This is a genomic window from Burkholderia sp. BCC0398, from assembly GCF_902833245.1.
Taxonomy (GTDB): Bacteria; Pseudomonadota; Gammaproteobacteria; order Burkholderiales; family Burkholderiaceae; genus Burkholderia; species Burkholderia sola.
Genome location: NZ_CADFEM010000007.1, coordinates 197,822 through 211,704 on the forward strand (window position 1 = coordinate 197,822; position 13,883 = coordinate 211,704).

13 protein-coding genes are annotated in these 13,883 nt (G+C 70.7%); 7 read left to right on the forward strand and 6 right to left on the reverse strand.

The annotated features are described in order from the left end of the window. The first annotated feature begins 133 nt into the window (after nt 1-133). Nucleotides 134-1,570 carry a hypothetical protein gene (locus HWX76_RS36700; protein ID WP_244137981.1) on the forward strand — a complete coding sequence of 479 codons (1,437 nt, stop codon included), beginning with the start codon at nt 134-136 and terminating at the stop codon, nt 1,568-1,570. A 27-nt stretch (nt 1,571-1,597) separates the two neighbouring features. On the opposite strand, the gene HWX76_RS17520 is transcribed toward HWX76_RS36700, so the two are convergent. After that, complete coding sequence (locus tag HWX76_RS17520) at nt 1,598-2,443, reverse strand: aldo/keto reductase (protein WP_176016095.1); 846 nt, start codon at nt 2,441-2,443, stop codon at nt 1,598-1,600. 167 nt (nt 2,444-2,610) lie between these two features. Here HWX76_RS17520 and HWX76_RS17525 point away from each other — a divergent pair, with 167 nt between their 5' ends. Next, nucleotides 2,611-3,357, forward strand: a complete 747-nt coding sequence (locus HWX76_RS17525; protein ID WP_006489667.1) for a GntR family transcriptional regulator — start codon at nt 2,611-2,613, stop codon at nt 3,355-3,357. Here the strand turns inward: HWX76_RS17525 and HWX76_RS17530 are convergent. After that, complete coding sequence (locus tag HWX76_RS17530) at nt 3,257-4,759, reverse strand: CoA transferase (protein WP_244137978.1); 1,503 nt, start codon at nt 4,757-4,759, stop codon at nt 3,257-3,259. The two genes, HWX76_RS17525 and HWX76_RS17530, sit on opposite strands and share 101 nt — an antisense overlap. Nucleotides 4,760-4,899: 140 nt before the next feature. Between HWX76_RS17530 and HWX76_RS17535 the strand changes: the two genes are divergently transcribed. After that, complete coding sequence (locus HWX76_RS17535) at nt 4,900-6,132, forward strand: citrate/2-methylcitrate synthase (protein WP_124631693.1); 1,233 nt, start codon at nt 4,900-4,902, stop codon at nt 6,130-6,132. Here the strand turns inward: HWX76_RS17535 and HWX76_RS17540 are convergent. Then, entirely contained in the window at nt 6,105-6,428 is a 324-nt protein-coding gene (locus tag HWX76_RS17540) for a DUF2917 domain-containing protein (protein WP_176016096.1), read from the reverse strand. The two genes, HWX76_RS17535 and HWX76_RS17540, sit on opposite strands and share 28 nt — an antisense overlap. A gap of 238 nt (nt 6,429-6,666) precedes the next feature. On the opposite strand from HWX76_RS17540, the gene mdtD reads away from it, so the two are divergent. Next, nucleotides 6,667-8,103: a multidrug transporter subunit MdtD gene (gene mdtD / locus HWX76_RS17545; protein ID WP_050017080.1), complete on the forward strand. Its 1,437-nt coding sequence runs from the start codon at nt 6,667-6,669 to the stop codon at nt 8,101-8,103. 168 nt (nt 8,104-8,271) lie between these two features. Then, entirely contained in the window at nt 8,272-9,546 is a 1,275-nt protein-coding gene (locus HWX76_RS17550) for an EAL domain-containing protein (RefSeq protein ID WP_176016097.1), read from the forward strand. Between the two features lie 19 nt (nt 9,547-9,565). Here the strand turns inward: HWX76_RS17550 and HWX76_RS17555 are convergent, their stop codons facing one another. Both HWX76_RS17555 and HWX76_RS17560 read right to left on the reverse strand, forming a co-directional pair. Beyond that, nucleotides 9,566-10,171, reverse strand: coding sequence for a methyltransferase domain-containing protein (locus HWX76_RS17555; RefSeq protein WP_124557694.1), 606 nt, complete (start codon nt 10,169-10,171; stop codon nt 9,566-9,568). A 237-nt stretch (nt 10,172-10,408) separates the two neighbouring features. Further along, on the reverse strand, nt 10,409-10,933 hold the full coding sequence (locus HWX76_RS17560) for an Mpo1-like protein (RefSeq protein ID WP_050017073.1): 525 nt from the start codon (nt 10,931-10,933) through the stop codon (nt 10,409-10,411). A gap of 81 nt (nt 10,934-11,014) precedes the next feature. Here HWX76_RS17560 and HWX76_RS17565 point away from each other — a divergent pair, with 81 nt between their 5' ends. Next, the gene (locus tag HWX76_RS17565) at nt 11,015-11,722 is read left to right on the forward strand and encodes a Crp/Fnr family transcriptional regulator (protein ID WP_050017071.1); all 708 of its coding nucleotides are present in this window, start codon (nt 11,015-11,017) and stop codon (nt 11,720-11,722) included. A 115-nt stretch (nt 11,723-11,837) separates the two neighbouring features. Next, nucleotides 11,838-13,049, forward strand: a complete 1,212-nt coding sequence (gene chrA / locus HWX76_RS17570) for a chromate efflux transporter (protein ID WP_050017070.1) — start codon at nt 11,838-11,840, stop codon at nt 13,047-13,049. Nucleotides 13,050-13,152: 103 nt separating this feature from the next. On the opposite strand, the gene sodB is transcribed toward chrA, so the two are convergent. Further along, nucleotides 13,153-13,731: a superoxide dismutase [Fe] gene (sodB, locus tag HWX76_RS17575; protein WP_006489396.1), complete on the reverse strand. Its 579-nt coding sequence runs from the start codon at nt 13,729-13,731 to the stop codon at nt 13,153-13,155. Nucleotides 13,732-13,883 lie beyond the last annotated feature (152 nt).

The following is a 13,883-nucleotide window of genomic DNA, read 5'->3' on the forward strand; positions in this document are numbered from 1 at the left end:
CGTTCGCGGCTGACGTCCAGCGTCGGCCCGAAGGCGATCGGCCGACGATAGGACTACGAATCTTTTACGCCCCCCTGCACCACACGTAAATCGTCGCGCGGCTACGAGGCATCGCGCGCATGGGGAGGCCATGATGCATAAAACGAAACAACCGTTCCGCGCGGCGGGACGGCGCCCTCGTGCAACCTTGCTGGCCGTGGCCGCGTTCGCGTGCTGCTGCTCGTATGCGGTCGCACAGAACACGACGCCTGACGCCGCGCCCGACGCGAACGCCAGCGCGGACACCATCATGACGCTCGTCGAGAACGCATCGCCGTGCGCCGCCAATCCGGCTGCGTGCGCGGTACACGTGTATGCCGGCCGGGGCGTCGGTAATGGCGGCGCCGGTGCGGGCGGCAGCGGAAACGGCGGCGGCACAGGGAATGGGAACGGTAGCGGCGGCAACAACGGGAACGGCGCCGTCGGACCTGCGGGTGTCGGCGGAACGACAGGCGGAACCTCCGGCAGTACGAACGGCACGGGCCGCGGAGGCAATGCGTCCGGGAACGGTGGTTCAGGTGGTGGGACTTCGGGTGGTGGGACTTCCGGTGGAGGCACCTCGGGTGGAGGCACCTCGGGTGGCGGCACTTCCGGTGGCGGCACTTCGGGTGGCGGCACCTCGGGTGGCGGCACTTCCGGTGGCGGCACTTCCGGTGGCGGCACTTCCGGTGGCGGCACTTCCGGTGGCGGCACTTCCGGTGGCGGCACTTCCGGTGGCGGCGCTTCCGGTGGCGGCACTTCCGGTGGCGGCACTTCCGGTGGCGGTGGCCACGGTGGTGGTGGCGATGGTGACGGCGGCGGTCACGGTCATGGCGGCGGTCATGGCGACGGTGGCGGCCATGGTGACGGCGGTGGTCACGGCGACGGCGGCGGCCATGGTGACGGCGGTGGTCACGGCAACGGCGGCGGCCATGGTGACGGTGGCGGTCACGGCAACGGCGGCGGCCATGGTGACGGTGGCGGTCACGGCAACGGCGGCGGCCATGGCGATGGTGGCGGTCACGGCAACGGCGGTGGTCATGGTGGCGGCGGCGGCGGTCACGGCAACGGCGGTGGCGGTGGCGGCGGTGGCGGTGGCGGTGGCAGCGGTGGCAGCGGTGGCAGCGGTGGCAGCGGCGGCAGCGGCGGCAGCGGCGGCAGCGGCGGCAGCGGCGGCAGCGGCGGCAGCGGTGGCAGCGGTGGCAGCGGTGGCAGCGGCGGCAGCGGCGGCAGCGGCGGCGGCGGCGGCGGCGGCGGCGGCCATGGTAACGGCGGAGGTGGCCACGGAAACGGCGGTGGTGGCGCGGGCAACGGCGGCGGTAACGGCAATGGCGCCGGTGGCAATGGCGGTGGAAACGGTAACGGCGGGAGCGGCGGAAGCGGCGGCGCCAACGGCACCGGCGGCCACGGCAATGGCGGCGGCAACGGTAACGGCAATGGCAGTGGCGGCGCCGGCAACGGCGGGGCCAACGGCGTCGGCAACGGCCGTGGCGCCGGCAACGGCAACGGCGGCGGTCCCGGCAACGGCGGATCGTCGGGCGGCCGCCACTGACCCGAAGCGTTGCCCGGCTGAAGTCGGTCAGAGCATCTCGAGCGCGCGCTTGCTGCGCGGCGGACGGAAATACGCGTCAAGCTGCGCGCGCTCGTCATCGCTGAACACGACATCGAGCGCGGCGCGGTTGTCGCGCACGTGCTCGATCCGCGACGCCTTCGGAATCGCGAATACACCCGGCTGCGCGAGCACCCATGCCAGTGCGACGCGCGTCACCGACACGCCGCGCAGCCGCGCGATGTCGTCGAGCGGCGAGCGTTTCGGCAGCCGCCCGTGATCGACCGGGCTGTACGCCATCGCCGGGATCCGACGATCGGCCAGCCACGGCAGCAGGTCGAACTCCGGACCGCGTCGCGCGATGTTGTAGAGAATCTGGTTGGTGGCGCACGCCCCGCCGCCCGCGTCGTCGACGAGTTCGGCCATGTCGGCCGTATCGAAGTTGCTCACGCCCCAGTGCCGGATCTTGCCCGCACGCTGCAACGCGTCGAAACCCTCGACCGTTTCCGCTAGCGGCACCGAACCGCGCCAGTGCAGCAGGTACAGGTCGAGGCGATCGGTACGCAGGCGCTTGAGGCTCGCGTCGCACGCGGCGGCGACGCCGCGCCGGCTCGCATGGTGCGGATAGACCTTGCTGACGAGGAACACGTCGTCGCGCAGGCCCGCAAGCGCGTCACCGACCAGTTCCTCGGTCGCGCCGTCGCCGTACATCTCCGCGGTATCGACCAACGTCATTCCGAGCTCGACGCCCTCGCGCAGCGCGGCGATCTCGTCCGCGCGCCGCGCCGGCCGCTCCCCCATTTCCCAGGTGCCCAGGCCCAGCTTCGGAATCGTCTCGCCGTTCGGCAAAACGACCGTGGCGATCGTGTCTGTCATGCGTTTCCTCGTGGCGGATTCGTGGCCGCACACCGCGGCCGAAGCATCGGATACGACGCATCAGTGTAGTCAATCGGTGCGCCCCCGGCCTGTTACGCGGCAAAAACCGGCTATAACGGCGCGGCATGATGACTTAGAATGGCCGCAACCTGATCGATACCCATTGTATGAAGGCACCCACGGACGACCGCTGGCAGGACCTGCGCCCCGACCCCGACAACGATACGCCGCTCTACCTGCAGCTCGCCCGCAAGCTCGGCGATGCGATCCACGACAACCGCTGGACGGCCGGCGAGGCGCTGCCGTCCGAGCGCGTGTTGTCCGAAGCGCTCGGCGTGTCGCGCATCACCGCGCGCAAGGCGATCGCGCTGCTCGTCGAGCAAGGCCTGATCCGTCGCACGCAGGGCGCCGGCAACTTCATCCAGCCGCGCTACGAGGATCCGCTGTCGCGGCTGTCGAGCTTCAGCGAAATGCTCGAGCGCCGCGGCTTCAAGCCGAGCTCGCAGTGGCTAGCGCGCGAAATTCAGCCCGCGAACCGCGACGAAGTGATCCAGCTCGGGCTGTCGCCGGCCGCATCGGTAACACGCCTGAAACGTCTGCGTCTCGCCGACGGCATCGTGATGGCCGTCGAGAATTCGACGTTCCCCGCGACGCTGATTCCCGATCCGCAGGCGATCGTCGGCTCGCTGTACAGCTATCTCGAAGCGCGCGGCACGCCGATCGTGCGCGCGCTGCAGCATTTCCGCGCGGTCAACGCGACCGACGAGATCGCCGAGCAGATGGGCATCGCCCCGCACGACGCGCTGCTGCTGATCACGCGGATCGGCTATACGTCCGACCAGCGCGCGATCGAACTGACCGATACCTACTGCCGCAACGACTACTACGATTTCGTCGTCGAACTGCGCAAGTAACGCGACGCGCGTCGCCGGCGCTCACAGCCAGCGCGCGTCGTCGGTGCCGAGCGGCACGGGCGGCCGCGCGAACGACGGCGGCGTCGCCGACAGTCGCTCGGCCGGCCGCACGGTGTCGAGCACGCCGAACGGCGACGCGATGCGGTCGATCCGGTCGCGCACGTCGGCCAACGCGAGATCGGGCGCGTGCAACCCGTCCGGCACCGCGCCGAACGACTGCAGCCAGCGCCCCGTCTGCGCGAGCGACATCCGCACGTGCCAGCTTCCCCCTTCGCGCGAGCGCGATCATCGCGCCGAACGCCGCGAGATACCCCGTTGCATGATCGAGCGCCTGGCACGGCAGATGGCGCGGCCCGCGCGCCTGCACGGCCTGCTGCTCCTGCCATGCGATTCCGCTCGCCGACTGCACGAGGCTGTCGAACCCGCGCCGCTTCGCCCATGGCCCTGCATGCCCGTACGCCGACACCGACACGTAGACGATGCCGGGCCGCCGTTCGGCCAATGCCTGCGGCGCGAAACCGCGCGCCGCGAGCGCGCCGGGCCGGTACGACTGCAGAAACACGTCCGCCTCGCGCGCGAGCGCGCGCAGCGTATCGACGCCTGCCGCGTCGCGCAGATCGATCCGCGTCGAGCGCTTGCCACGCCCGTTGTCGATCACGAGCGGCGCGATGTTCGGCAGGTGCGGACCGTTGACGAGCAGCGTCTGCGCGCCGTGGGACGCCAGCGTGCGGCCCGCGACCGGCCCCGCGATGATGCGCGTGAGATCGAGCACGCGCACGCCGGCCAGCGGCTGGCCGGCTTCGCCGCGGCCGATCGGCTCGGCCGGTGCGTCGCCGATCCGCTCGATCTCGAACAGCGGCAGCGACGCGATCGCGTGCGCCTGCTCGTGCGCCGCCCATTCATCAGGGGTTCTGATCAATGCCGCGCACAGGCCGGCGTCGGCCAGCGCGGTATCGAGCGCCGCGCCGTCCCACGTATGGATCGCGGCGGCGACGTCGGCGGGCCGCGGGCCGCAGCCGAGCACGTCGAGAATGCCGTGCAAATGATGCGGGAAATTCGCGTGCAGCTGAATCCATCGTCCGTCACCCGTCTCGAAGAAGCCGGTCACCGGATGGCGCAGCTCCGGCGGCGGCCCGTCGTCCACGCGCAGGTAGCGTTCGCTGCGGAACGCCACGAGCGCGTCGCGCACCGATACGTCGACCGATTGCGCCACGCCCGTTCGCAGCCGATGGCATTCGGCTGCCGCGAGCCCGGCCGCGGCGATCGTCGCGGCAGCGAGCGTGCCGACATGAAACGTCGACGGCAGCGTCGGGTCCTGCCCCGTCACGGTCGTGCGGGCCAGCGCGTCGCGCTCGCCACGTGCGAGTTGCCAAAGATGCGCCAATGCGGATTCGGGTGTCATGGTGGAGGAGACGCCGTTGAGGAGACGGAATCGAGTCTAGAATTCGCGACAGGCGCGATCAATCTTGATTGCGCGAATCAATACATAACGAATAGTCGTAACGGGCCCGCGCTTCATGCGCGGCGACAGGAGCCACCGGCATGACATCCGTCAGTGCGCAGGAAGCCGCGGGCATGCTCGGCGTCAGCGTGAGCACGCTCTACGCGTACGTGAGCCGCGGCCTGCTGCGCTCGCTGCCCGACGGCGCGACGAAGCGCCGCCGCTACGACGCCAACGAGGTGCGCCTGCTCGCGCGCCGCCGCGCCGATGCGAAACGCGCGGGCGGTGTCGCCGAACGTTCGCTCGACTGGGGTGTGCCCGTCCTGGAATCGCGGATCACGCAGATCGCCGACGGCCGCCTGCGCTACCGCGGCGTCGATGCACTCGCGCTGGCCGACGCGGCGACGCTCGAAGAAACGGCCGCGCGGCTGTGGGACTGTCCGCCCGCGCGGCTGGCCGCCGCGTCGCTCGCTTCCAGCGGTTTCGATGCGGCGCAGTGGGACGACTGGGCGCGTCGCTGGGCGCATCTCGCACCGCTCGAACGCACGCTGGTGCTGCTGCCGGCCGCGGCCGCATCGCTGCCGCGCCTGTGGGCGCAAGGGCGCGATGCGCAGCTCGATGCCGCGGCGCTGCTGCTGCGCGTCGCGACGGCTGCGCTCGCCGGCATCGCGCCGGGCGACGCGCCCGTGCACCGCCAGCTCGCGGCCGCGTGGCGCGTGCGGCGGCGCAACGAAGCCGACCTGCTGCGGCGTGCGCTCGTGTTGTGCGCCGATCACGAACTGAATCCGTCGACCTTCGCGGTGCGCTGCATCGCATCGACCGGCACCCATCTGTTCGGTGCGATCTCGGGCGGGCTCGCGGCGCTGTCGGGGCCGCGTCACGGCGGCGAGACGTTCCGCGCGGGCACGCTGCTCGACGAAGCGGCCCGCGCCGCCGATCTCGATCGCTACCTCGCGCTGCGGCTGGCGCACGACGAACGCGCGGACGGCGGGCGCACGGCCCTGTCCGGCTTCGCGCACCCGCTGTACCCCGACGGCGACCCGCGCGCACGGGCGCTGCTCGATGCGCTGCATGCGACGGCGCCCGACCGGCCGGCGCTGCGCGCGGCGCGCGCGCTCGCCGCACGCGTCGATGCGGCGACGGGCCTGCGGCCGACGATCGATTTCGCGCTCGCGGTGCTGGAGCGCACGCTCGCGCTGCCCGACGGCGCGGCGTTCACGCTGTTCGCGGCCGGCCGCACGGCCGGCTGGATCGCGCACGCGCTCGAACAGTACGCGGACGGAAAGCTGATCCGGCCGCGCGCACGCTACGTCGGCAGCGACGCGGCCGGGTGACGCCGGCCGTCGCGCCATGCGGCGAACGGGCGCCACCACGCGGGCGCGGTGCGCAGGGCCGGCACCGCCAATGGCCCGAACGCGAACGTCGCGCCACGCGGCCCGGCGCTGACCCACGCGCGCGTGCCGGGCAGCAACGTCAACGATTCGCCCGCGCCCAGCCAGTGATCGTCTGACCGGCCCTCGACGGTCACCCACACGTCGCCTTCGGCCACTTCGAGCAGCGTACGATCGACGATCCGCCACCGTCCGGCCGGCTCGTCGCCGTCCATTACGTAAAGTCGCAGTTCGCGCATCGCAGCCTCCTGGTCGCACCGGTTCGATGACACCAGTATTTCGGAGAGCGGCCGCACCCGGACAGATACGGCCGCGTACAGTTCCGGCTGAACTGTACTGGCCGCCCGACGGGGACAGGCAGCCGGCCGCCGCGCCGGCCCGGTCCGGCCGGAACCGCACGACATACCGCGCAGAACCTGCACGGCGCGGCGGCTTTCCCTACAATGTCGGCTGTCCCGCGCCACCGCCCCCGCCGTCATGTTCCAAAGCCCGCCCGCCGCCGCTCCCGGCGAAAAAAACCTCACCGTGATGCTCTGGCTCGTTGCGACGGGCTTCTTCATGCAGACGCTCGACGCGACGATCGTCAACACGGCGCTGCCGTCGATGGCCGCGAGCCTCGGCGAATCGCCGCTGCGGATGCAATCGGTCGTGATCGCGTACTCGCTGACGATGGCGGTGATGATCCCCGTGTCGGGCTGGCTCGCCGATACGTTCGGCACGCGGCGCGTGTTCTTCAGCGCGATCCTGGTGTTCTCGCTCGGCTCGCTGCTGTGCGCGAACGCCCATACGCTGACGCAGCTCGTCGCGTTCCGCGTCGTGCAGGGCGTCGGCGGCGCGATGCTGCTGCCGGTCGGGCGGCTCGCGGTGCTGCGCACGTTCCCGGCCGAGCGCTACCTGCCCGCGCTGTCGTTCGTCGCGATTCCGGGCCTGATCGGCCCGCTGATCGGGCCGACGCTCGGCGGCTGGCTCGTGAAGATCGCGTCGTGGCACTGGATCTTCCTGATCAACGTGCCGGTCGGCGTCGCGGGCTGCATCGCGACCTTCTATTCGATGCCCGATTCGCGCAACCCGGCCGCCGGCCGCTTCGACCTGAAGGGCTATCTGCTGCTGACGATCGGGATGGTCGCGATCTCGCTGTCGCTCGACGGGCTCGCCGATCTCGGCATGCAGCACGCGGCCGTGCTGGTGCTGCTGATCCTGAGCCTCGCGTGCTTCGTCGCGTACGGGCTGTATGCGGTGCGCGCGCCGCAGCCGATCTTCTCGCTCGAGCTGTTCAAGATCCACACGTTCAGCGTCGGGCTGCTCGGCAACCTGTTCGCGCGGATCGGCAGCGGCGCGATGCCGTACCTGATCCCGCTGCTGCTGCAGGTGAGCCTCGGCTACTCGGCGTTCGAGGCCGGGCTGATGATGCTGCCGGTCGCGGCGGCCGGCATGTTCTCGAAGCGGATCATCACGCGGCTGATCACGCAGCACGGCTATCGCAAGGTGCTGCTCGCGAACACGATCATGGTCGGCGTGATGATGGCGAGCTTCGCGCTGATGCGCGACACGGTGCCGGTGTGGGTGAAGGTCGTGCATCTCGCGCTGTTCGGCGGCTTCAACTCGATGCAGTTCACCGCGATGAACACGCTGACGCTGAAGGATCTCGGCACCGGCGGCGCGAGCAGCGGCAACAGCCTGTTCTCGCTCGTGCAGATGCTGTCGATGAGCCTCGGCGTCACGGTCGCCGGCGCGCTGCTCGCGACGTTCACCGGCATGCTGCGCACCGTGACGCCGAGCAACACGCTGCCGGCGTTCCATGCGACGTTCGTCTGCGTCGGGATCATCACGGCCGCGTCCGCGTGGATCTTCGCGCAGCTCGCGCCCGAGATCCGCAGCACCGCGCGCAAGACCGACCCGTCCGAGCGCGCGTGACCGGCGGCGCGCGCCGAATCGGGCCCGCGCGCACCATCGCGGTGCAACGCGGCCCGGCACGCGTGCGCGTATCGACCGCGACCGGCGGCCGCACGTGGCGCCCTGCCGTGCATGCTTCTTGCTCGCCTATTCTGTAGGTAAACTGGCAGTCTTCCTTCGGCCGACATCATGAGCATGATCGAAATCGATCCCCCCGGCTTTCAGCCGCCCCGCCCGGTCGCCGGCGACGACGGGAACCGGCGCACCGTGCTGTACGGCGGCTACACCGTGTTCAGCGTGTTCCAGCCCGTTTTCTCGGTGTCGCACCGGCGCGCGATCGGCTATCACGCGTCGCTGCGCGCGCACGACGAGGAAAGCCGCCAGGTCGCGTCGCACGAGGTATTCACGCAGGCGGCGCGGCGCGGCGACCTGCTCGAGCTCGGCCGGCTCGCCGAATCGTTGCATCTCGGTAACTTCCACGCGTTCGACAGCCACGACGAATGGCTCTTCCTGAGCCTGCATCCGGCCGCGCTGATGGACACCGTCTACGGCGACGCGCTGCTCGCGAACCTGAAGGCGCTCGGGCTGCCGCCGCACCGCGTGGTGCTCGAGGTGCCCGAGCAGGCCGGCGGCGAGACGCCGCGCTATGCGGCGATCATCGACGGGCTGCGCAAGGCCGGCTTCCTGATCGCGCTCGTCGGGTTCGGCGCGAAGCACTCGAACGTCGATCGCGTGTGGCATCTGCATCCCGACATCGTCACGCTCGACCGCGGCATCCTCGCGCAGGCGAGCGAGCACTCGCATCTCGAACGCGTGCTGCCAGGGCTCGTGTCGCTGCTGCACGAATCCGGCCAGCTCGTGCTGATGGGCGGCCTCTCGACCGAACGCGACGCGCTGATCGCGCTCGAATGCGACGTCGATTTCGTGCAGGGTCAGTACTTCGCGGGGCCGAGCGTCGATCCCGTGCAGCCGCAGGCCGCCGCGGGCTGCATGGATACGCTGTCGGCCGCGCTGCGGCTGCGCGTCGCGCAGCGCGAGCGCACGCAGTCGGAACGGCTCGCGCCGTACGTCGCCGCACTCGAGGAAGCGAGCCGCCGGCTCGGCGCGGGCGAATCGCTCACCGATGCGGCGGCCGCCGTGCTCGGGCTGCCCGAGACCGCGCGCTGCTTCCTGCTCGACGCGTCGGGCCGCCAGATCGGCGACAACGTGCTCGCGCGCGGCAGCGTGTCGCAACGCGCGAAGCGCTTCCGGCCGCTGCTGCATTCCGAAGGCGCGAGCTGGGAACGCCGCCCGTATTTCATCGACGCGATGCGCGCGCCGGGCCGCGTGCACCTGACGCCGCCCTACCTGTCGATCAACGAGGCGCACCTGTGCGTGACCGCGTCGATCGCCGCGCCGGCCGCGACCGGCATGCAGGTGCTCTGCGTCGACATCAACTGGGAAGCGGCGCTCAGCCGCGAGTAAGCGCGCCGGCGCGCCGCGTTCACGCGTCGCCGGCCGCCTTGCGCACGATCAGCCGGTGCACGCGCTTGCCGGACGACGCGCTGACGACTTCGTGTTCGTCGATCACCTGCACGCCGGCGCCCAGCGCCGCATGCATCCGCGCCGAGTCGAGCGGCGTATAGAGGCGGCCGCGCTCGTCGCGCAACACGCCGTGTCCGGCCACCCGCCAGCTCAGGTACAACGTGCCGCCCGGCATCAGCAGATCGGCCAGCCGCGCGGCGGCGGCCGCCGCGTCCGCCTGTTCGAGATGCATGACGACCGTTTCGCACAGCACGTTGCGAAACGCGCCGGACGGTACGCCGGCCAGCGCCGGCAGCGCGGTCAGCTCGAAAGTCAGCCCGCGATGGCGACGCCGCGCCTCGTCGAGCAGCGCGGCGCTCGCGTCGTAGCCGCGCACGTCGAAGCCGCGCGACGCGAGCCAGGCCGTGTCGCGCCCCGCGCCGCAGCCGACGTCGGCGGTCGGTCCCGGCGTGAAATACTGTTCGAGCAGCGCGTACATGTCGTCGGGCGCGGCCTGGTCGAGCCAGTCCTGCGCGTATTGCGCGGCATGGGTGTCGTAGGCATCGAGTGTCGGGCGATCCGCCATGGCGAGTGCTCCGCAAAGGCGTCGTATGACGCACTCCGCATCTTAGTCGCTGCGCGCGGCCCGCGCCGACCGGGTTCGCGCGACGCCGGTCTACGGGGCCGGCACGTGGCCCGCACGCGGCGCCTGCGCGGTCAGATCGGCCCACCGCGCATCGCCGCGCCAAGCCCGACGCGCCGTCGCGCGTTCGGCGCCGTGGACGCGCCCGCGCCGAACACGCAGACCGGCCCGGCCGGCCCGTCAGACATGCGAATGCGCACCGCCATGCACGGGACCGGCGCGCCGCTCGACTTCGCGGCGCACGTCGCCGCGCAGTCCCGCGAAAAACGCGACCTCGGCGACGACGAACAACGGCCCGACGATCAGGCCGACCAGATCGTCGACGAATGCCGGCTTGCGGCCTTCGAACCAGTGCCCGACGAACTGCACGATCCAGCCGACGACGAACGCGCCGACGCCGATCGCGAGCCATTGCGCGGTCGGCAGCGGCGCCAGCGACTGCGCGGCCCACAGGCCGAGCGCGAGCAGCACGGTCATCACGATCCCGAACCGCAGGTCGAGACGCAGGTAGAACAGCGCGGACACGACGGCGAGCAGCAGCGCCGGCGACAGCGCGATGCCGGCCAGCATCCCGAGCGCCGGCCGCGACAGCAGCACCTCGACCGCGAACACGATCATCGGGATGCCGACCAGATGCGTCGCGATGTTGCGCGCGTCGCGATGGTAGGCCGCATACTGGGAAAGATGGTCTTCGAGGGTCTTCATCGCGTCTCCTGATCGGTTGTTGAGCGCTATGATGCGCGTCACGCCCGAGAACCTCTGTCAGCTACCCGACATCGCGTGCCCATGCCTGCCTCGCTCGCCCCATACCTGCAGCAGCTCGAAGCGAACCCGTGGTTCGCCGCGCTGCCGCCCGCGTTGCGCGCGGAGCTGATCGCCCGCGCGACGCTGCGCCGGCTGCCGTCCGGCCACGCGCTGTTCCGGCGCGGCGACCCGCCGTGCGGACTGTACGCGGTCCTGGCCGGTTCACTCACGATAGGTGCGGTCGATCCGCAGGGCAAGGAGACGCTGCTGACGGTGGCCGAGCCCGTCACGTGGTTCGGCGAGATCGCGTTGTTCGACGGCCAGCCGCGCACGCACGACGCGATCGCGCTCGACGACGCGCTGCTGCTGCACGTGCCGCAGGCCGGGCTGCTCGCGATCCTCGAGACGACGCCGCAATACTGGCGGCAGTTCGCGCTGCTGATGGCGCAAAAGCTGCGCCTGAGCTTCCTGACCGTCGAATCGATGAGCGTGATGCCGGCCGCGCAGCGGCTCGCCGCGCGGCTGCTGATGATCGCCGAAGGCTACGGCGGCATCAGCGCCGGGCGCACGCACATCCGGCTGTCGCAGGAAACGCTCGCGTCGATGCTGTCGCTGACGCGGCAGACCACCAACCAGTTGCTGAAGGCGCTTCAGGCGGATGGCGTCGTGCGGCTGCACGTCGGCGAGATCGAACTCGTGGACATCGACGCATTGCGCCGCGCGAGCGGGCTCGGCGACGGCCCGTACTGAACGACGCGCAACGACATCTATCGGCCGCGATTGGCCGCGATTGGCGCCATGCGCTGCCCGCGGCCGCCGAGTTGCGCTATCGTGGCGACTCGTTCCGTCCGCCGCGCGCACCGCCTTGAACACGTCGACCGTCCCCGCCTCCGCCCGCCATCCGTGGCCCGTCTTCATCGCATTCCTGCGGCTCGGCCTCACGTCGTTCGGCGGCCCGGTCGCGCATCTCGGCTACTTTCGCGCGGAATTCGTCACGCGGCGCGGCTGGCTCACCGAGCGCACCTATGCCGATCTCGTCGGGCTGTGCCAGTTCCTGCCGGGGCCCGCGAGCAGCCAGGTCGGGATGGCGATCGGTCTCGCGCGTGCCGGCTATGCGGGCATGTTCGCCGCGTGGCTCGGTTTCACGCTGCCGTCGGCGCTGCTGATGATGCTGTTCGCGCTCGGCGTTCACGCAACGGGCGCGCCGATCGAAGCCGGCGCGTTGCACGGGCTGCGCATCGTGTCGGTCGCGGTGATCGTGCAGGCCGTGTGGGGCATGGCGCGCACGCTGTGCCCGGATGCGCGGCGCGTCACGCTGATGGCCGCGGCCGCGTGCGTCGCGCTGCTCGCGCCGGCTGCGTGGATGCAGGTCGCGGTGATCGTCGTGGCCGGCGCGGCCGGTCTCGTGCTGCTGCCGCAACCGGCACGCGATGCACACGAACCGTTGCCGCTGCACGTGTCGCGCCACGCGGGCGTGCTGTGGCTCGCGCTGTTCGCGGCGCTGCTCGTCGCGCTGCCGTCCGCAGCCCGCGCGCTGCGCTCGGATACGCTCGCTGTCGTCGACGCATTCTTCCGCACGGGTGCGCTTGTGTTCGGCGGCGGCCACGTGGTGCTGCCGCTGCTGCAGGCGGCCGTGGTCGCACCCGGCTGGGTCGGCGATTCGGCGTTTCTCGCCGGGTATGGCGTCGCACAGGCCGTGCCGGGGCCGCTGTTCACGTTCTCGGCATTCCTCGGTGCGTCGCTGCGCGATGCGCCGAACGGCTGGCTCGGCGGCACGCTCGCACTCGTGTCGATCTTCGCGCCGTCGTTCCTGCTCATCGCCGGCACCGCGCCGTTCTGGGAGCGCCTGCGCCGCAGCGCGCACATGCAGGCCGCGCTCGCCGGCGTGAACGCGGCCGTCGTCGGGCTGCTGCTCGCCGCGCTCTATCATCCGGTCTGGACCGACACGATCGTCGCGCCGCGCGACCTGGCCGCCGCGCTGGTCGCGTTCGTCGCGCTGGTGTTCTGGCGCGTGCCGCCGTGGGCCGTGGTGATCGCGAGCGCGGCGCTCGGCTGGCTGCTCGGCACGGCCGGCTGAGCCAGCGAACGCCGCACGTTCGGGCCGCGCAAAAAACAAAAAGCCCTCGAACCGAGGGCTTTGCTTCGATGCCGCGCGCCGTGGCGGCGCGCAGGCGCCGGACTTACGCGAAGTTCTTCGCGGCGAAGTCCCAGTTCACGATGTTCCAGAACGCTTCGACGAACTTCGGACGCGCGTTGCGGTAGTCGATGTAGTACGCGTGTTCCCACACGTCGATCGTCAGCAGCGCCTTGTCGGCGGTCGTCAACGGCGTGGCGGCGTTGCTCGTCGACACGATGTCGAGCGAACCGTCGGCCTTCTTCACGAGCCATGCCCAGCCCGAACCGAACGTGCCGACCGCGGCCTTCGTGAACGCTTCCTTGAATGCGTCGTACGAACCCCACTTCGCGTTGATCGCATCGCCCAGCGCGCCCGTCGGTGCGCCGCCGCCGTTCGGCGACAGGCTGTTCCAGAAGAACGTGTGGTTCCAGATTTGCGCGGCGTTGTTGAAGATGCCGCCCGACGACTTCTTCACGATCTCTTCCAGCGGCAGGTTTTCGAATTCCGTGCCCGGGATCAGATTGTTCAGGTTCGTCACATAAGCCTGATGGTGCTTGCCGTAGTGGTACTCGATCGTCTCTTTCGAGATGGTCGGCGCGAGTGCGTCTTCAGCGTACGGGAGCGGCGGGAGCGTATGAGCCATGGCGATTCCTTCGTTGAGTATGTAGGGAGGCTGTGTTGGATGCTGCCGAGCGTCCGATTGTAGGCGAGGACGAATAACCCCGCAAACTCACGGGCCATTTATCCGCGGTATGCGGAAAAGCGCTGCTGGCGCAACGCCGGGCAGGACGAGCC

What these genes read in the sequence shown, in the direction of transcription:
- HWX76_RS36700 (WP_244137981.1), top strand. Translation starts at nt 134, where the DNA reads ATGCATAAAACGAAACAACCGTTCCGCGCGGCGGGACGGCGCCCTCGT.
- HWX76_RS17520 (WP_176016095.1), bottom strand. Translation starts at nt 2,443, where the DNA reads ATGACAGACACGATCGCCACGGTCGTTTTGCCGAACGGCGAGACGATT.
- HWX76_RS17525 (WP_006489667.1), top strand. Translation starts at nt 2,611, where the DNA reads ATGAAGGCACCCACGGACGACCGCTGGCAGGACCTGCGCCCCGACCCC.
- HWX76_RS17530 (WP_244137978.1), bottom strand. Translation starts at nt 4,759, where the DNA reads ATGACACCCGAATCCGCATTGGCGCATCTTTGGCAACTCGCACGTGGC.
- HWX76_RS17535 (WP_124631693.1), top strand. Translation starts at nt 4,900, where the DNA reads ATGACATCCGTCAGTGCGCAGGAAGCCGCGGGCATGCTCGGCGTCAGC.
- HWX76_RS17540 (WP_176016096.1), bottom strand. Translation starts at nt 6,428, where the DNA reads ATGCGCGAACTGCGACTTTACGTAATGGACGGCGACGAGCCGGCCGGA.
- mdtD (WP_050017080.1), top strand. Translation starts at nt 6,667, where the DNA reads ATGTTCCAAAGCCCGCCCGCCGCCGCTCCCGGCGAAAAAAACCTCACC.
- HWX76_RS17550 (WP_176016097.1), top strand. Translation starts at nt 8,272, where the DNA reads ATGAGCATGATCGAAATCGATCCCCCCGGCTTTCAGCCGCCCCGCCCG.
- HWX76_RS17555 (WP_124557694.1), bottom strand. Translation starts at nt 10,171, where the DNA reads ATGGCGGATCGCCCGACACTCGATGCCTACGACACCCATGCCGCGCAA.
- HWX76_RS17560 (WP_050017073.1), bottom strand. Translation starts at nt 10,933, where the DNA reads ATGAAGACCCTCGAAGACCATCTTTCCCAGTATGCGGCCTACCATCGC.
- HWX76_RS17565 (WP_050017071.1), top strand. Translation starts at nt 11,015, where the DNA reads ATGCCTGCCTCGCTCGCCCCATACCTGCAGCAGCTCGAAGCGAACCCG.
- sodB (WP_006489396.1), bottom strand. Translation starts at nt 13,731, where the DNA reads ATGGCTCATACGCTCCCGCCGCTCCCGTACGCTGAAGACGCACTCGCG.